The 18,571-nt window shown below is 46.1% G+C and carries 18 protein-coding genes; 17 read left to right on the forward strand and 1 reads right to left on the reverse strand.

Features of this window, described 5'->3' with window-relative positions; translation table 11 throughout:
- Positions 1-150: 150 nt before the first annotated feature.
- The 15 genes from dnaB to EFA69_RS14250 all read left to right on the forward strand — a co-directional run bounded on the left by dnaB (position 151) and on the right by EFA69_RS14250 (position 13,459).
- A complete protein-coding gene (gene dnaB, locus EFA69_RS14175; protein WP_245964649.1) occupies positions 151-1,719 on the forward strand; it encodes a replicative DNA helicase in 1,569 nt (522 codons plus the stop codon).
- Between the two features lie 256 nt (positions 1,720-1,975).
- Positions 1,976-2,671 carry a CFI-box-CTERM domain-containing protein gene (locus EFA69_RS14180; RefSeq protein ID WP_123133762.1) on the forward strand — a complete coding sequence of 232 codons (696 nt, stop codon included), beginning with the start codon at positions 1,976-1,978 and terminating at the stop codon, positions 2,669-2,671.
- A gap of 46 nt (positions 2,672-2,717) precedes the next feature.
- On the forward strand, positions 2,718-3,203 hold the full coding sequence (locus EFA69_RS14185; protein WP_123133763.1) for a hypothetical protein: 486 nt from the start codon (positions 2,718-2,720) through the stop codon (positions 3,201-3,203).
- A 134-nt stretch (positions 3,204-3,337) separates the two neighbouring features.
- Positions 3,338-3,709 carry a hypothetical protein gene (locus EFA69_RS14190; protein ID WP_148041363.1) on the forward strand — a complete coding sequence of 124 codons (372 nt, stop codon included), beginning with the start codon at positions 3,338-3,340 and terminating at the stop codon, positions 3,707-3,709.
- 124 nt (positions 3,710-3,833) lie between these two features.
- Positions 3,834-4,394: a hypothetical protein gene (locus EFA69_RS14195; protein ID WP_148041364.1), complete on the forward strand. Its 561-nt coding sequence runs from the start codon at positions 3,834-3,836 to the stop codon at positions 4,392-4,394.
- Between the two features lie 421 nt (positions 4,395-4,815).
- Complete coding sequence (locus EFA69_RS14205) at positions 4,816-5,277, forward strand: hypothetical protein (RefSeq protein WP_123133767.1); 462 nt, start codon at positions 4,816-4,818, stop codon at positions 5,275-5,277.
- 168 nt (positions 5,278-5,445) lie between these two features.
- Positions 5,446-6,039 carry a DUF4145 domain-containing protein gene (locus EFA69_RS14210; RefSeq protein WP_183906795.1) on the forward strand — a complete coding sequence of 198 codons (594 nt, stop codon included), beginning with the start codon at positions 5,446-5,448 and terminating at the stop codon, positions 6,037-6,039.
- Positions 6,040-6,163: 124 nt separating this feature from the next.
- Positions 6,164-7,174 carry a DUF4932 domain-containing protein gene (locus tag EFA69_RS14215; protein ID WP_183906796.1) on the forward strand — a complete coding sequence of 337 codons (1,011 nt, stop codon included), beginning with the start codon at positions 6,164-6,166 and terminating at the stop codon, positions 7,172-7,174.
- Between the two features lie 274 nt (positions 7,175-7,448).
- Entirely contained in the window at positions 7,449-7,805 is a 357-nt protein-coding gene (locus EFA69_RS14220) for a nuclear transport factor 2 family protein (protein WP_123133770.1), read from the forward strand.
- Between the two features lie 193 nt (positions 7,806-7,998).
- A complete protein-coding gene (locus tag EFA69_RS14225; protein WP_123133771.1) occupies positions 7,999-8,754 on the forward strand; it encodes an aminoglycoside 6-adenylyltransferase in 756 nt (251 codons plus the stop codon).
- Between the two features lie 306 nt (positions 8,755-9,060).
- Positions 9,061-9,684, forward strand: coding sequence for a hypothetical protein (locus tag EFA69_RS14230; RefSeq protein ID WP_123133772.1), 624 nt, complete (start codon positions 9,061-9,063; stop codon positions 9,682-9,684).
- Positions 9,685-9,750: 66 nt separating this feature from the next.
- Positions 9,751-9,999 carry a winged helix-turn-helix domain-containing protein gene (locus tag EFA69_RS14235; protein WP_394342836.1) on the forward strand — a complete coding sequence of 83 codons (249 nt, stop codon included), beginning with the start codon at positions 9,751-9,753 and terminating at the stop codon, positions 9,997-9,999.
- 113 nt (positions 10,000-10,112) lie between these two features.
- A complete protein-coding gene (locus EFA69_RS14240; RefSeq protein ID WP_245964590.1) occupies positions 10,113-10,409 on the forward strand; it encodes a potassium transporter KefB in 297 nt (98 codons plus the stop codon).
- Between the two features lie 48 nt (positions 10,410-10,457).
- On the forward strand, positions 10,458-11,702 hold the full coding sequence (locus EFA69_RS14245) for a DUF4153 domain-containing protein (protein ID WP_123134850.1): 1,245 nt from the start codon (positions 10,458-10,460) through the stop codon (positions 11,700-11,702).
- A gap of 383 nt (positions 11,703-12,085) precedes the next feature.
- Positions 12,086-13,459, forward strand: coding sequence for a B12-binding domain-containing radical SAM protein (locus tag EFA69_RS14250; RefSeq protein WP_123133775.1), 1,374 nt, complete (start codon positions 12,086-12,088; stop codon positions 13,457-13,459).
- Between the two features lie 70 nt (positions 13,460-13,529).
- Here EFA69_RS14250 and EFA69_RS14255 read toward each other — a convergent pair whose 3' ends face one another.
- A complete protein-coding gene (locus tag EFA69_RS14255) occupies positions 13,530-15,371 on the reverse strand; it encodes a glycoside hydrolase family 15 protein (RefSeq protein ID WP_123133776.1) in 1,842 nt (613 codons plus the stop codon).
- A 258-nt stretch (positions 15,372-15,629) separates the two neighbouring features.
- Here EFA69_RS14255 and EFA69_RS14260 point away from each other — a divergent pair, with 258 nt between their 5' ends.
- Both EFA69_RS14260 and EFA69_RS14265 read left to right on the forward strand, forming a co-directional pair.
- Complete coding sequence (locus EFA69_RS14260) at positions 15,630-16,076, forward strand: hypothetical protein (RefSeq protein WP_148041365.1); 447 nt, start codon at positions 15,630-15,632, stop codon at positions 16,074-16,076.
- Positions 16,077-16,364: 288 nt separating this feature from the next.
- Positions 16,365-18,230: a S41 family peptidase gene (locus tag EFA69_RS14265; protein WP_123133778.1), complete on the forward strand. Its 1,866-nt coding sequence runs from the start codon at positions 16,365-16,367 to the stop codon at positions 18,228-18,230.
- The last annotated feature ends 341 nt before the right edge of the window (positions 18,231-18,571 follow it).

Genomic DNA, 18,571 nt, shown 5'->3' on the forward strand with positions numbered 1-18,571 from the left:
CGGCCGCTAAACGCGCAGAAGAGCTAGTGTGCTGTTGGCCAGCGCGAAGCAGGCCGCGCGCCAGAAGAGTCCGAGGCAATGTGGATATGTAGCTGATTTTTGTGGATTACCTGTGGGTTATACTTCCTTACATTTGCTAGTATGGAGGAGATGAAAGTAAAAGCGACGCGAGGTAAGGCTGCCTGGACTCCCAAGCAGACCGTATCTCCGGGATTAGGAAAGCTTCCGCCCCAGGCCCTGGAGCTGGAGGAAGCGGTGTTGGGTGCGCTCATGTTGGAGAAAGACGCCCTTACGGCGGTAATAGACCTTCTAAAGCCCCAGAGTTTCTACAAAGACGCGCACCAGCGCATTTTCAAGGCCATTCTGAGCCTCTTTGACAAATCAGAACCCATTGATATTTTAACGGTTACCCAGGAACTGCGCGAGCAGGGCGAGCTGGAGTTTGTGGGCGGCGCGTTCTACGTGACCCAGCTAACCACCCGCGTCAACTCGGCGGCCAATATAGAGTTCCACGCCCGTATCATTACGGAGGCCGCCATCAAGCGCGACCTCATCTCTATTTCCTCTGAGGTGTTGGGCCGTGCCTACGAAGACACCACCGACGTGTTTGACCTGCTGGACTCCACCGAGGCGAAGCTGTTTGAGGTGAGCGAAAGCAACATCCGGAAGAACTTTGATGACATGCAGTCTTTGATGCACAAGGCCATCAAGGAACTGGAAGCCAAGAAAAGCCAGAAAGAAGGCTTAACCGGGGTGCCCAGCGGCTTTACGGCGTTGGACAGAGTTACCTCTGGCTGGCAACCGTCAGACTTAATCATTCTGGCCGCCCGCCCCGCCATGGGTAAGACGGCGTTTGTGGTGTCTGCCATGCGCAACGCCGCCGTGGATTTCAACAAGGGAGTGGCTATCTTCTCGCTGGAGATGTCGTCCATACAGTTGGTAAACCGTCTTATTTCGGCCGAGGCCGAGTTGGATTCTGAGAAAATCAAGAAAGGAAACCTGGCCGATTACGAGTGGACGCAGCTGAACCACAAGATTACCCGCCTGAGCCAGGCCCCTATCTTTATTGATGATACGCCGGGGCTTTCCATCAGGGAATTGCGTACCAAGTGCCGCCGTCTGAAGGCGCAGCATGACATCCAGATGGTCATCATTGACTACCTGCAGCTCATGAGCGGCAACGCCGAGGGCAGCAAGGGCGGCGGGAACCGGGAGCAGGAAATCGCCTCTATCTCAAGGGCGCTCAAGCAACTGGCCAAGGAACTGAACGTGCCCGTGATTGCGCTCTCGCAGTTGAGCCGGGCCGTGGAAACCCGGGGCGGCGACAAGAAACCAATGCTCTCTGACTTACGTGAATCTGGTTCCATTGAGCAGGACGCCGACATGGTTATCTTCCTGTACCGTCCGGAATACTACGGCATCACCGAAGACGAAATGGGTAACCCAACCTTAGGGGTGGGTGAGGTGATCATTGCCAAGCACCGGAACGGTGAGGTGGGTAGCGTGGCCCTGAAATTCATTGGTAAGTACACCAAGTTCGGGAACCTGGAAGATGGTTTTGGCGGCGCCCCCGGCTTTGACGGCGGCGGCGGTTTCCCAGTCTCTGATTTTGACGGCCCGGCCGCAGGCGGTGGCCCCAGCACCATTAGGCTAGGCAGCAAGATGAACGACGGCGGCGGCTTCCCGGCTTCCTCCTTTGATGATGCTCCTCCGTTCTAGAAACCAGTACTCTATCCAACATTTTAAAGAGCCGCCTCTGCACCAGAGGCGGCTCTTCTGTTTAGAGCCTGTTTTTGGAAAAAGAGCCGCTAAACGGGAGGTGTTTCATTAAGTGGTTGCTATATAGTATATTCGGTAGTGCGATTTATGTTATCTGCCAATTTTAGTGGATAAATGGATGTTTTACCATAGATATATTGAAAATAAATGCACCGGTGCATTTACTTAGACGTTGGGTGAAATTAAAAAATAAAAAATGGAAGAAATTTACGACGATTACGAACTGAATAGAAGAGCAAACACAATTCTCGACACCATTGAAAAGACAGGAGCACCAGTAGCAGCAGGTGGCATGATGGGCTCATTCAATGAAACTGGATTAAAGATAGCAAAAGGTTTACTTGATAGATGCTTGCCAGATTTAGCATTCATAAAAAGCAGAGTAAGCTCAAATGATGAAATATATCTTCAATTGTCAGACACATTAGCTGTAATGACATCTGGTATAATTAAAATGCCAGTCAGTTCAATCAGTATGTTAGCTAACACAAGTGGATTTCATTCAGATAGCACCAATGTTCAAAAAATGAAATCAGAGCTAGCGGAAGCAACTCGGCTTATGAGTATCATTTCAAATTTGGATTTAACACCTAGAGCTAGGCAAACAATAAATCAAAATCTAAACCAACTTAATGAAGCTGAAAAGAGAGTAAATAAAAAATCCGGCGGCTGTTATATTGCTACTTGTGTATATGGCAACTATAATTCAAAAGAGGTCATGGTGCTAAGGTCATTTAGGGACAATGTTCTCTCAACAAAAACTGGTGGTAAGCATTTAATTAGATTGTATTATCAGTTCTCACCTATTCTTGTAAAATATTTAGGTACTACTACATCATTTAGAAAACTAGCAAGGTTCTTTCTTGATAAATTCATTAACAGGTATAATTAAAACAATTTAAACTAGTTTACAGAGCATTAAAATTTTCAGTTAAATTATGGCAACCCTTGAAAAAAGATTAATTATTGAAAAACTACAAAACAATTTATCTCCTAGATTTAAAGAATGGTATGGGTTTGAGAGAATACAAAACTGGGATTCAGAAGATATTCAGATAAATTTATCGACTCTTGCTAGCATGATACTTCACCCGCCGAAAGATAATCCCAATGTCACTAAGGTCTTTATTGAAGATGCTAAATTTATTACTGAATATAGCTTAACATTAGGATTTGATGAGTTTGACACTGTTCCTTTCCGGACTTTGCTTGCTGAAGTATATATCATTAAAGGACAATTTAATGAAGCTCTTCATCAAATAAATTTAAATAAATCATTTCTAGAAACAGATATTGAAACATTTAGTTACGACCTTGAAGAGGTTTCAATTCTTGAATGGCAGATATACAAGCAGTTAAATGATTCAAATAAAATGCAAGAGGTTGTGAACAAAATTAATGCCTATAGAAAAGCACGCGCTTAACCGCATCTAAGTCTCATAACATAAAAAAAATAACTTCACCCAACATTGTGTAAAAGTCATGCTACGGCCGACGGCCTTGCACGTCTTTTACACGAGGCCGTTGGGCAAAATTGATAAAATTAAAAATCAAAGGATTGGAAACTGAATTCTTGATTACCTGCAGAGAGCTTTACTTTAAAAAGATACATCCATTCGACTTTGAGAAAACTACATCGGATGACTACCAAAAAGCATTAACATTAGGAAAAAGTATAATAGAAGAAAAAGGTCTTCATAGTTTCTTGTACTTTCAAATGGAAGGACAATACAGAGTCAACCTTTGGACAGCATTAATCGGACTTGAGTATGTAAATCCAAATGACTCTCTAAAAGTACCAGAAAAGTTAATCGACGAGCTTTTAAATTCTGTTAAAGCTGGAGAAATAGCAGAGCTTCCTGAAACAACCACGAGAAACAGAGACAACTGGATTAAAGAGCAAGAAGATAGGTTCGGCAAGAGTGAGTAAAAACAACTTTGCCCCTAACGGCTAGTATAAACGTCAGCATCGGCCGACGGCCTCCGCCGCCGTTTATACTAGCCGTTAGGGGCAAGTTAAAAAATCATTATTAAACAATTTAAACAAACAATTTATGGAAACATGTATACAATGCGGAAACATTGTAAGAAATCGGGTGATGATTCGTCATATGATTATGGTTACTGGCCCTTTTTGTTCAGTCGGTTGCAAAAACAAGTTTATTGAACATGAAAAATCACAAAAAGAATCAAAAAAAGAGCAAAAACATGTAAGTAGACAAATTGATAGTGCTAAAGCTGAAAAACTTGAGTACTTGAAACTTGAAAAGGAATTACTTGAAAAAGAAGAGGAGCGTGAAAGACGTGAAGAAGAAAAAGAAAAACAGCGATTAAAGAAAATTAGAGTTGCTGAATTAGAGGCGCAAAACCGCCCTATCCAAGCTTCTCTTCTTAAATACAGTGACGGTTTACTTATAACAGGATTTCTTTACTTAGTGGCGACCTTCTTTATTTCCCTATTCGTACAACCCAATAAAGATGACGGGCCGGCTGGTTGGGTATGGATTGTGTCAGGAGTAATATTTACAGGAGTGGCCGGTTTCATCTTGTGGAAATTTTTAAAAGAATATTTTAGAAAAGAAGAAGTAGAGCAAAAAGTAAAGGTAAAAGCATGAGAAGTCAAGAGTTTGAGCATTGGTTAATCACTAACATAAATTCAAGAGTGAATGGCAACTCCATTACGAGTTATATCAAATATTTAAATAAAGTTGAGGAACGGCTCGGATTGAACATTGATACAAGACTACCTCAAGGTATTGAACAGGTGATTAGTGAAATGAATGAACACCATCAAATGATTCATTACTCGAGAAAAACCCTTCAAAACTATTCTTCTGCGTTAAGGAAGTACAATTCTTTTCTTACATCTTAAAGAAAGAATAAAAAACCAACCCCTAACAACACCTAAACGTCAGCTGGGTTATCTCTCGGCTGACGTTTCCTTGCTTTCTATTACCGTTTTCACTGGCGATAATATTTTACAAGTAATTGTCCAGCCGCCGTTTAGCCTAACCGTTGTGTAGTATTTATAAAAACATGAAAGAGAGAAAAAATGTAATTATCGCAATCGGACTGTTCCTACCGCTGGCGATTTATGTAACTCTTTCTTTAACATTAATGTGCTTCTATTTTGGTTACCTTAACCAAGGTTACACAACCCAAACTGATTCAACTGCTTTCGACAAAGAACTAACTTTCTTAAATTACCTTTTGCCGTTCTTTTTGACAATTGGCTTTATTTTTTTATTTGTAATAGATTCCATTAAAAAATTCAATAGTAAAGACAAAGGAAGTGCCTTGATTGGATTATTAATCCTATGTATATCTGGAGAGACAGCAATCTTGTGGCAAATAGAACACCTTGAATGGCTTTATAAAAAGTCAAGAACGGACTATTACGAATGGAGTCCATTTGTAATAGGGATATCGATTACAATCTATGTTGTAGCTCAGAAAATAATAAATTTTAGAAAAAGAAAGAAAAACGTCGCACAATAAGGTGCATAAGCCATGCTACGGCCGACGGCCTCCGCCGCCGCTTACACTAGACGATATCGGGAGAATGAAACTGCGCTAATCTAAAGGTTAGCTCCAATTATAAAATACAAAATGTCAAAAAATCTTTCTAAAGCAATTTCGTGTGGACATTGTTCAAACTTATCACACATGAAAATTATTGGCAATGTAGTTGACAACAAAACAGAAATTGAACCGGACTATGGGCCAATGGGAGAATATGGAATAACTTATAGTGTTTTAGAGTGCCCTGCTTGTAAAAAAGTAAATATAGTAAGTTATGAATGGGAAGAGGCAATGGACCACGATGATATTGTCTATAAAGTTCTTTCTCCCCAAAGTACCCGCTACCCAGTTGGGCTCCCAGAAAATATTCTAAGCACTTTAAAAGCCGCCGAAAAAAATAAAACAATAGACGTTAATGCATATGTAATTCTACTTAGAAGACTTTTAGAACTAGTTTGTATAGATAGAAGCGCAACCGGTACATCATTAGCTTTAATGTTAAAAGATTTGGCCGACAAGAAAGAGATTCCTGAAAAGTTAGTAAGAGTAGCTAGCGGTTTAAAAGACTTTGGAAATATTGGGGCTCATGCAGGGATTGGCGAATTAAGCGAAAAAGAGATTCCAATTGTAAAAGCTCTCTGTTTAGCTATATTAGAATATACTTACAGTGCTCCTTATTTAGCTTCTATTGCAGAGAATAAATTACTTGCAATTAAGAGTAAAGCAAAAAAGAAATAACTGGAGCTAACACAGTATAAAAAACATGCTTCGGCCGACGGCCTCTCCGTCGTTTACACAAGTACGTTGGGATTAATAAAACATAATTATGAGGATTAAATCTTTCTTGTTTGGGCTATTTTTTATGGTAGCATCCAACGCCTTGCATGCTAAGAATGGTTTAACCGTGGAAATTGACCATAGGATGGAAGCGTTGAGTATCTTCTACACATTGGCGACGGCTGATACTTTTGACATCAAACCTACCCCATCAACTTATTACAAAGACCTGCAAGAATATTTCGCGCCGTTCAAGGATCACAGGTCCCTGAATTGGTATAGGAACCTGAAATCCTGGGATGGCTATGATATCGCCTCCCTGGGACTTTTCCTATCGGACCGGCACCCTCTCAAGGTAAAGGTACAGCCGGAGGGACACTATATCGTAAGTTCCCCAGTGGATACGTTCCTGTACCACTTCAACAATTTCTACAAAGAATGTAAAGTAGGAGAGTTCATCAGAAGGCACGGGGACCTATACAGATCTATCTGCGAGAGCGCAAAGGGAACCATTGACACATCGGGAATCTTAGGTGATATCCAGGCTTTCTACGGGAAAACATCCCCTGGTGAATTTGCGGTCTACCTGGATCTACTGAACAACATGGGGAATAATGCCATCCCCTCAGACAGCAAGAAATTCAAGGGGAAGAGAATGTTCCGCCTGGCCTATCTGAATGACAAAGCCAAGAGCCTGACCAATGATGACGCTGTGGCTTTTACACCCCAGCTCAATATCATCACCCAGGAGATCAGCCATCTTTTCCTCCAAAGCTTTATCCCGTCTTACCGGCAGGAGCTATTCACAATAAGGAACCTGTTTTTAACGACAAGCAAAGGAGAAACGCTTAAAGAGTCCCAATGGGAGAATGAAGCTGACGAGCTGATCGTGAGGGTGTGTACTGCGAAGATCCTGGAGCAGAAATTTGGCAAGGAGAAAGGGAGTAAAGAGATAGAAAACCAGTCACGCCACTTTAGGCTGGCCAAGCCTATGTATGCCTTCTTTGACACCTACACGTCCAACAGAAATGAGTTTAAAACCTTTGCAGATTTCTATCCAAATCTGTTGAGATATTTGGAGGGCTACAACGAATAAAAAGCCCGCGTACAACATGGAGCAGAAGCCATGCTTCGCCCGACGGCCGTAGCATGCCTCATGAACTAGACCTTGCCCATCATTCAAAGTGTTGATTTCTGGGAAAGTAAATAAATGATAAAAATTAACATTGTCTAAGCTATCTGGTAGCCACTATCATCCCAAATGCATAGATATGTTTTTAGGCAAGACGGAGGTGGGCCATTCTACCATAAATTGCTGAAGCAGTTCTTTTCAGTTAATCTATTTACATAAACCAAAATTAAATCCGACTATGAGTGAGACGAATATTGAAATATTGGAAAAAGCAAATGCGGCTATCACGGAAGGTAACTATGAGGGTTTTCTGGCTTACTGTACCGACGATACGGAATGGACATTTGTGGGGGACATCACGCTAAAAGGAAAAGAAGCCGTTAGAAAATGGATGGCCTCCGCTTACCTGGAGCCCCCAACGTTCATGGTGGAAAAATTAATCTCTGGGGGTGATTTTGTGACCGCATTGGGTAAAATCAGCTTGAAGGATGAATCTGGAAAGGTTGCTGATTACTCTTACTGTGATGTGTGGCGGTTCAGTGACGGGAAAATGGCGGAATTGAAAGCATTTGTCATCAAAACAGAAGGAGAGTAGGCCCGCAGCGGGATCAGGTTCATCAGACACAATATACATGCATTCTTTGCCAATTGGAGAAGCTTATGTAGGTATATCTATTGAATTTTTATGCTATTATATAGATAGGAAGCATAAAAATTCAATAGATATACCTACTACTCAGCAAATCCTCACGGTTGGCACAAGCGTGTTAGCAGCAAGCTAATTATATATGAAGATTCAGCAAATATTTGCAAACAACACCGTTCAGGTGTTGAAAGACGATGAGAATGTACTTGGTTTGGCGGTAGCCGGCTCTTGGCTGACAAACGAAATAGACGAGTTTTCAGATCTTGACCTTGTACTGGTGACAAGAGAAAAGATTGGTGGCCATAAGGACAAGATGGTAGAATATGCCAAACGTCTTCCGTATTTTCTTTCTGGTTTTACCGGTGAACATGTGGGTGAACCCAGAGTTTTGATCTGTCTTTATGATCAACCGCTTTTGCACGTTGACCTTAAATTCGTGACCCTTGAAGAGTTTAGGCACCGAATTGAAACACCGATACTCTTATTGGACAAAGAAGGGCAGTTGCAGAGGGTACTGGAAGAAACTGAGCCACATTTTCCGTACCCGGATTATCAATGGATAGAAGACCGCTTCTGGACCTGGATCCATTATGCCCTGCTCAAGATAGGAAGGGGAGAATTGATAGAAGCCTTTGACTTCTTTGGCTTTTTACGAATGGTAGTGTTTGGCCCTTTGCTGCACATCAAAAATGGAAACCTGCCTAGAGGTGTCCGTAAAGTGGAAACTCAACTTCCTATTGAAGATTTTGAGCAATTGAAGGAAACTTTACCAACCTATTCCAGAACCTCCCTGTTGAATAGTCTGGAACATTCTGTAGTCTTGTACCGGCAGTTAAGGAAGGAGCTTTTTGCAACAGAAGTAGTCTGGCACTCAGAAGCAGAAGGGAAGGTGATGTAATATTTTGATGAAATTAAGCTGCTGATCAATCCTCAAATAAAAGTGAATTAGCGTAAGCACGACAGGCAGGCAAGAATAAAAGCCCATCAGTGATTTAAGTTAACACAAGGATTTAAGTTAACACAAGACTATTATCGTCTCTCGTCTTGTTATCTACAAAAGGCCTTTGCCACTCTATTCAGGAAGGGCATATTAACTCATATTCCGTTAGGTAAAGCGTTTCCAATATTACTAATAGAAAAATTCATCACCAACACTTGCTTCTTCTGGTACAATTAGTAACTTTGAAACGCAAAGTACTTTAATATGAATCCACAGCATGAACAACTAGAAGCCCTGCACGAGATCCGCAGCATCATGGATCGTTCTTCCCGCTTCATCTCACTAAGCGGATTATCGGGGGTGTTTGCCGGTCTCTCTGCATTGGTTGGGGCGGCAGTGGTGAAGTGGTACTTTAGCCAACGTAACGTTAATTATTACTATGATGCGGGCCGCTCTTTCACCGCAGAAGACATTGTCTTTCTGTTGGGGGTAGCGGCGGGGGTGCTGGTTCTTGGATTTTGTACGGCTACGTATTTTACGGTTCGTAATGCCCGCAAAAAGAACCAACGCATTTGGGACAACCAGTCAAAACGGTTGCTGTTGAACCTGGCCATTCCATTGGCTTCTGGAGGCGCCTTCTGTGGCATTTTAATCTACCATAACATTTTATACTTGGTGGCACCGGCAATGCTCATTTTTTATGGCCTGGCGCTGCTGAACGGCAGTAAGTATACCTTAAGCGACATTCGTTACTTAGGTATCATAGAGATTATGCTTGGATTAATCGCGAGTATATTTGTGGGGTACGGACTAATGCTCTGGACCGTAGGCTTTGGGATGTTGCACATTGTTTACGGAGCGTTGGTGTATTTTAAGTACGAGCGTTAATCTATTGTGAAAAAGTATCTTGAGAATATAAACAAAGCCTTTGAAAGCAGGGCACGGTTGGGCATTATGTCGGTGTTGATGGTGGAAGACAGGGTTGATTTCAATACCCTCAAAGAAACCTTGCAGCTCACCGATGGCAACCTGGCAAGCCACTTGCGCGCTTTGGAAGACGCTGAATACCTGCGCGTGGAAAAGCAGTTTGTAGGACGTAAACCTCAGACTACGTATCAAGCCACGGAGGCGGGCCGCGAGGCATTTAAGAATCATTTAGATGCTTTAGAACAGCTGATTCTGAGCAATCGGCAGAACGAATAAATTTTTTTGAACCATAACTTTGAAAAGCAAAGTACTTTTAAAATAAACCATAAACATAACTAAAATTAAAAGCCATGACACAGCAAAAAGAATTAACCAATCCTGCACTTTCCATGGGATCATTTGTCAAACCCATGATAATAGGGGCGGGAATTGCGCTACTGGTGATCTCCTTCTTTGTTTTTGGAGTAGATGCACCGCATCCGGACTGGGGAAAGTATTGGAGGGCAAGACCACTCATTGTAACTCCTTTGGCCGGTGCTATGGGAGGGGCTTTCTATGCGTTCATGGTGTACCAGAGCTCACGGGGCTTTAACCGAACACTGGCAATTCTTCTTAGCCTGATCGTCTACGTCATTGGCTTGTGGCTGGGCATTGTGGCGGGGCTAGATTCTACCATGTGGGATTAGTAAACGTCATCTTCTGAAAGCGTTTTTACATCAATGACCAATAAGACCATGCGTGAAGAAATACTATCTAACCTGCATAACCCTAAACAGCTTGAGAAGCTTTACAGGGGGAACAAAACACCTTTCAAGCGTGAGTTCAACCAACTGTATCCTCAAATGAAAGGCAACATAGTGGCAGATTACTGGAATGAGCGGCTGCATTATGAATCAGAGGAAATCTCATGGGGTTCCAGAAATGAATTCCTGTTTGTACTCATCGCTGCGCTAATTGCTGGTACTATGGCCAAGTTGCCTGCCCTCTTCGCCATTCCTGAAGAATACTTTTATCCTAGAAATATAGGTTTTTTGGTGTTCCCCTTTCTGTCTGCCTACTTTGCCTGGAAAAACGGATTAGGAGTAAGTAAGATACTTTATCTGGCGGGTGCTATTGTCATGTGTTTGGTGTATGTCAATCTGCTACCAAATAATCTGAAAAGTGATACCCTAATTCTGGCTTGCCTTCATTTGCCGCTGCTGCTATGGGTGATTCTAGGGGTGACGTTTGTCGGTCATGAACTGAACAATTACAAGAAGCAACTTGAATTCCTGCGCTTCAACGGTGACTTGGCCGTGATGACGGCCCTGCTGCTAATTGCTGGTGGAATTATGACAGCTATTACTATTGGATTGTTCTCCCTCATCGGGTATAAGATAGAGCAGTTTTATGCCGAGTACATTGTAGCATTTGCTTTACCGGCAGTTCCAATCATGGCCTCTTACCTTACCCAAACCAATCCGCAACTGGTAAACAAAGTGTCGCCGGTAATTGCCAGAATTTTCAGCCCGTTGGTATTGGTGATGCTGGTGATTTACCTGGGAGCCATCATCTTCTCAGGAAAAGACCCTTATAACGACCGGGAGTTCCTCTTACTTTTTAACGTGCTGTTAGTAGGGGTAATGGCGTTAATCTTTTTCTCCGTGGCCGAGAATTCTATCAAATCAACCTCAACCTCGGGGGTATGGGTGCTGCTTCTATTGTCTATTGTCACCGTGATAGTGAATGGGATTGCCCTTTCTGCTATTTCTTTTAGAATCTCTGAATGGGGGATTACGCCTAATCGGGTAGCCATACTGGGGAGCAATGTTCTGATGTTGGTACATCTGCTGCTGGTTACAATGATGCTGCTAAAAACTGTCACCAGAAAGACAGCGCTTACCCAGGTAGGCAGGGCAATTACTTTTTACTTACCCATTTATTTCATCTGGACAATAGTAGTCGTGTTTCTCTTTCCGTTGGTGTTCAGTTTCAAGTAAAAGGGTCTGATTTCAAAAGAATACATTAAAGTTCTTCTACCTCAATTAGGTGATAAAAGAACCGGAAGCACAGCAGTTGTACAGCCTAATTTAATGTCTTTCATTTCCCTTTTCTCTTGCGGTATTCTGAGGATTGTCTCTTTTTTTGCTTCTCAACTTTGTAATGCAAAGTGCTTTTAAAGTGTGCTCGATGCTATCAGGTAAAACTATCTATCAAAAATGATGAGGTTACCATTGTATTACCTCGCCCAGGTAAGTTAGTGAGGGCAGATGCGCGGGAAGTATCTCTTCTAAATAATGCCCCTTGACTACAATAACCCAATAGCTCACAACATTAGAATTACCCGCAGGAGGGACCAGTCATTTAACTAGAAATATTCGGTATGAAAATAGACATCATCATCGCCTATGTTCAAAGATATGAGTTTGGACATGAACGGGATTTCGTGCCGCCCATCACCGGCATCCATTTGGCCGCCATCACGCCCCCTGAGCATGAGGTAAGGGTAATCCATCAGCAGATCGACAAAATAGACTTCAATTCCGATGCGGAGGTAATCGCCATCTCCTTTTTCAGTGGGTTTGCCATGGCAGCCTATAGGCTAGCGGTAGAATTCAAGGATAGAGGCAAAACAGTAGTAGCGGGTGGTCCGCATGTTACCTACTGCCAGGAAGAGGCTCTGACTTACTTTGATGCCATCGTGACGGGAGAGGCAGAAAATGTATGGCCCACCTTGTTGCAAGACATTCAGCTCGGCCGGTTGCAAACCATCTATTCCGGTACTCCCTGCGACATGACCGGTTTACCCACCCCCAGGTATGACCTTTTGCCCGACAGATTTTTCATCAAAAAAGTGATTCAGGCTACCAGAGGATGCCCGTTTTCCTGTTCGTTCTGCACAGTTCCCTCCCTTAACCCGGGTTTCCGGTTGCGGCCGGTGGAAGATGTCCTGCGAGATGCCTCTTATGATCATTTCCGGCATTGGTGGCAGAGAAAAATAGTCTGGTTCTGGGACGACAACCTCACCATCAGGAGACCTTACATCAAACAGCTTCTCACCCAAATGATCCCCCTGAAAAAGTGGTGGCTTACCCAAGCCAGCATGGACATCGCGAAAGATGCAGAGTTGCTGGATCTCATGAAGGCTTCCGGCTGTATAGGAGTTTTTCTGGGGATAGAATCCTTTGGCGCAGATTCCTTAGCCGATGCCAATAAAAGGCAAAACAAGATCACGCATTACAAAGAAGCGGTGAACGCGATCAGAAAACGCGGGATTGCCGTGATGGCCGGCTTCATTGCCGGATTTGACCATGATGATGAACAGAGCATCCTCCAGATGGCCGACCAACTCATGGAGATAGGCATAGATGTTCCTTTCCTCAGTATCATGACGCCTTTCAGAGGAACCCCCATTTATACCAAACTAGAGCTGGAAGGACGTATGCTCCCTGAACGGAACTGGAATTTTTACAATGGCTACAACGTGGCCTTCAAGCCTAAAAAGCTAAGCGAAACCCAACTGTTGCAGGCGCACCGGGCCTTGTGGAAAAAGTCTTTCTCGCCGCTGTATTCGTTCAAACGGATTTTGCGGGGCATCTTCACGTTAAGATTAGGAGCCTTTCTGCTATCCTTCTTCATGAATTCCTTTTATTCCTACAAAAGGGTGAGAAAGAACTACCCCATTGACATGAGCAAACGGATTGATGTTAACCAGATGGTACGGCCACGTGAGGTACAGACTCCTTTAAGCGCCTAGTTTTGCGTTTAGGGGCTGTTTTTGGAAAAAGAGCCCCTAAACACAAAAGATGGAAGGAGAACGTGTGCCCTCACACAAAAAAGTCATGGAAGCTTCCTTTGTTGTCGCCGTTGATCTGGCGGTTGAGCTGGTAAGCGGCGCTGATGAGGGCCAGATGGGTGAAGGCCTGGGGGAAATTACCCAGTTGCTCGCCCTGCTGGCCAATCTGCTCTGAATACAGGCCCAGGTGGTTGGCGTACACCAGCATGGTTTCAAAATGGAGACGGGCTTTGTCGTGCTGGCCGGCTTTGGAAAGGTTTTCGGCGTACCAGAAAGAACACATGCTGAACGTGCCTTCATCGCCGGTGATGCCGTCGGTGGCGCCGTCTTTGAGGTTGTAGCGGTACACCATGGAGCCCGCCATGAGTTCGTCTTCAATGGCTTTGAGCGTGGAGAGCCACTTAGGGTCTACCGGACTGATCATGCGCACCAGGGGCATGAGGAGCACCGCGGCATCTAGGGTGTTGGCGCCTTTGTACTGCACAAACGCCTGTTTTTCCTCGCTCCAGTGCTTCTCATAAACCTCTTCATAAATAGTATCGCGCACCTTGAGCCATTTCTCCAGCGGAGCGGGGAAGGACCGGTGCTGGGCAATCCGGATGCCGCGGTCCAGGGCAACCCAGGCCATGATTCTGGAGTAGGTGAATTCCTTCTGCTCACTGCGCACTTCCCAGATGCCGTGGTCAGGGCGTTGCCAGTTATCGGCCACGAAATCTATGAGGCAGGTAAGGTCTTTCCAGAAGGCGTAGGTGATGGGGCCGCCGTACTTGTTGTAGAGGTAAATGGTGTCAATGAGTTCGCCGTAAATGTCCAGCTGGAACTGCTGGGCCGCTTTGTTGCCAATGCGCACCGGGCCGGTTTTCTTGTAGCCCTCCAGATGGTCCAGGATGGTTTCGTGCAGATCGGTGGAGCCGTCTACGGCGTACATGAGCTGCAAATCTGAGGCTTTGGGCATTTCGCGGCAGCGCTCAATAACCCAGAGGCAGAACCGCCGGGCTTCTTCCATAAAGCCTAATCTAATAAAGGCATATACCGTGAAAGCGGCATCCCTGATCCAGGTGAAGCGGTAATCCCAGTTGCGGGGGCCGCCAATGTCTTCGGGCAGGCTGAACGTGGCAGCCGCCACCGTGGAACCGTAAGTGCAGGAGGTAAGCAGCTTGAGCGTAATGGCAGACCGCATCACCATTTCGCGCCAGTAACCGTGGTACGTAGTGCCCGCCACCCATTTGTGCCAGAAGCGGTAAGTGCGGCCCAGCGTACGCTCATAGTACTGCTGGAGCGTTTCCTGCGGTTTAGTGGGGGCCGAGGTGCCGCCCTCCAGCACAAAGCAGACGGTGTCGTTTTTGTGGAGCGTCCAGGTGCCGTGCAGGTTGCCTTTGCTGATGCGGCAGGGTTGGTCTGTAGTGAAAGTGAGCACCGTTTTGTCTGGGCCGTCGCTTTGCAACTGGTACGTATGGGCGTCTTTTTTGCTGATGGTATGCGAGGCGCGGGCGTAGTTAAACCGGGGTTGGAACTCCATCTTAAACGTCATGTGCCCTTTGATGATCTTGAGCATGCGCACCACCGTGCCGTTTTCCTCCTCGCCCTTGAGCGGCATAAAATCGGTGAGTTCGGCCATGCCTTCCTGCGTGAAGAAGCGGGTATGCAGAATGGCCGTGTCTGGGATGTACTGCTGCCGGGTACGGTAATCTTTGGAGGTAGGCACTATGGACCAATGGCCGCCTTTCTTATGGTCCAGCAGACTGGCGAAAATGGTGGGCGCGTCATACCGCGGGAAAGGCAGATAATCCAGGGAACCATATTTAGAGACTAAGGCCACCGTGTGCAGGTTGCCAATGAGTCCGTACTTTTCTATGGGCAGGTAGTGTTGCATGCGTTGGTAGATCGTATTTCTACTATAACGGCGGAAGGCGGTGAGTGTTCGGGAGGAGTAGGAGTTGCGTTTAGGAGCCGTTTTTCCGGAATTTGGCCTAAACCGGCAGACAGGGGAGAAGCGCTGGAATTATTCTGCCGCTCCCACTACTTTTTCTGCAACAAGCTTTCCTTATTTCGTACTACTACCGGACCGCTGCCATTTCCAAATTTGCGATGGTTGTGGTATGTTCGTGCATTGTTGGCTTAGTTACGCTCCATGAATACGTTTAGATTGAAAAGAGGCATTTTGAGGATTGAGGGAGACCGTATTTTCATTAGCGGTGACCAGGCCGGCGGCACCAAACTGCTGTACTTGCTGCTGGCGGTGGGCTGGATGGTTTTTTTCATGCTGCAGGCCCTCAAGCACTACAAAATGTACCTGCTTACCCAGGGCGCGTCGCAGCTCTTTTTCGCGGCGCTGGCCGCCCTCATTGTTTTATTCTGGAGTTATGTGGGCTATACCCGCGGCCTTAGCCCGGGGCCCGATGAGATACCGGTGCAGCACATCCTCAAGGCCCAGAAACAAGTCCGAGCCGCCGATGATACCCCGCTCATCACGCTTTTCCTCAAGAACAACCGCCGCCGTACCCTGGAGTTCCTGCACCTGGACGATCTGCACTTCACCCAGTCTTTGGCCGGTCATGGCGTGAAGATTGTGGACTGAGCCGTAGGACTAAATATAACTTGCCCGTGAGCTGAGGTTGGGTTTAGCGGCCGTTTTTCCAAAAAGAGCCCCTAAACGCAACATACCCTAAAATCTGTTTCAGCCGAAGTAATTCCGGTTCCTAAACTGTGCAGGCCGGTTCTTGCGTACAAGCGTCTGAATCTACCAAATCGGGAGCGTTGCGAGCACCCAGGGATTTTTTTACCTTACCTTAGCGCAATCGGCCACTGAAGGCTACGCCTAAGGAGCAGGAAAAGACTTTGGAGCCACCGCCCACGTTTTAAATACATGAGAGCACTCGTTAATTGTTACCGCCTCCTTTCCACCACCTGTCAACGCTGGGGCGCAGGATTACTGTTGCTGAGCCTATGCCTTCTGCACCTGGGCGGCGCGGCGGCGCAGGATTCCTTTGACACCGAGAAGCAGCTGTACTTCTTCCGGATCTGGGGACAGGTGAAATACTTCCATCCGGCCTCGGCCATGGGCAAACTCAACGCCGATTCTCTGTTCTTGACGCATTTGCCCAAGGTAGACTCGGCCAAGAATCAGAAGCAGGCGAATGCGGTGTTCCGCGATTTACTTAAAAACGTGGGGGTGCCGGCCAGCGAGAAAATGAAGCCGCAGAAGGATGATCCCAAAGGCGCATTCCTGCTCCAAAACGTAGACGATACCTGGCGCACCAAGAGCAAGTTCCTGAACTCTGAAAACCGCAAACTGCTGGATCAGCTCTTTGAGCGCCGCTACACCGGCGACCGCCACTACTACACCTACATTCGAAACAATCCTTACGGTGGCACCATGCCCCATGAGCCCTCCTACGCCGCAGAACCCAGGGAGAACCTGCCGTACGCCCTGCGCATGCTGGCGCTTGCCAAGTTCAAAGCCTTTGTAGACTACCTGTATCCCTACAAATACCTCATGGACCAACCCTGGGACCAGGTGATAAGCCAATACCTGCCGCTGTTCGCCCAGTGTCCTACCCGGCAGGAGTATGAGCGGCTGCTGCTGGCCGTGAACGCCCGTCTGGATGATACCCAGGCTTATCCCTTTTTCCGGCAGTTGCATTACCGTGAGCAGCTGTTCAAAAACCATTATTACCCGCCGTTTGATTACCAGGTGGCCGAACAGAAGATTATAGTAACCGCCATCATAGACGAAGCCCTCTGCAAGCGATCCAACATTCGCCGAGGCGATGTGATTGAAGCCCTGGACAGCGTGGCCGTAGGGGAGTGGGTAGGGGCGCTCAACGCACTGCTGTCGGTGTCTAATTCCTCGGCGCTGTGGGCGCGGGTTGGTGAGTGGGGCGACAACCTGCTGTTCCGTTCCGAAGACCCGGTAATGCAGGTGCGCCTCACGCGCGCTGAGGAGCAGATCAGTACCACGCTCAGGCTTATGGACCCCAGCCAGACGGCCAAGGCCAAGCTGATTGATGCCTATTTTAAGAAAAAGCAGACGGCACCGGCCAAGAAGAGCAAAGCCCTGGCCTACGCCGCCCGGGGCATTGTGCATTTCAAGATTGATGACACGTTCAGGCTGATCAAAGACGAATCCTCTGAAGAAGACCTCCGGCTCATGGATTCCCTGTTAAACCGGGCCATCAAAGCGAAGGGAATCATCTTTGACATGCGCGGCGAGCCAGACAACAGCGATTTCGTGTTTTATTACCTGTACAAGAAGTTCGGGAAGAAGAACCACCATTTCGCGCGGTATTACCAGCTGAACCCGTATCAGCCCGGCACGTACCGCCTGCTCACCCACCCCGAGGTCTATTACCCCACCGACCTCACTCCCGATGAAACCGAATACAAGGGCAAGGTAGTGATTCTGGTAAACGGCACCACCCAAAGCATTGCCGAGTGGCACACCATGAGCCTGCAACGCCTCTTCCCGGGCAGCATTACCCTGGGCCAGCAAACCGCCGGGGCCGACGGTGACGTGAAAAAGATGGTCTTACCGGGTAACTATGTAGTCTCCCTCTCCGGCAACGCGGTCTATTACCCCAACAATGCCGCCACCCAACGCGTGGGAATACGCCTGAATGAACAAGTCCAACCCACCGTGAAAGGCACCTTAGCCAAGCAGGACGAACTCCTGCAAAAAGCCGTAGACCTCATCAACAGCCAAGAAGAGAAGAAGGCGGAAGCGAAGAAGTAAACCATTGGGAAAGACTACTTCTATTTTATAGTTGTCTCTGAGAAGGTAACACAAAAAGCTGTGAAGTAAAATCTTTCTGGCTTAGCCCTAATCTATTCGGATAGTTACGGTTAATTACGGCTGTGTGAACGGAGACAGCTTATAGCCCGTTCTTGTCGTTCATTAATTCTATGTTATACCCGAGTGGCGCTCTGGAGCGACATTAGGTTGCTCGGGTATTTTCGTTTAGTAGAGGCTTTTTATTACCTTCAGCAAGTAAAACCGGATTCAGTATGTTCCAGCACTCCATCCAAAGTGCCAATAACCGGACAGTTCCGTTTATCTAGTAGTTGTATGTCATA

Origin of the sequence: Rufibacter immobilis, assembly GCF_003721565.1 — a bacterium.
Taxonomy (GTDB): domain Bacteria; phylum Bacteroidota; class Bacteroidia; order Cytophagales; family Hymenobacteraceae; genus Nibribacter; species Nibribacter immobilis.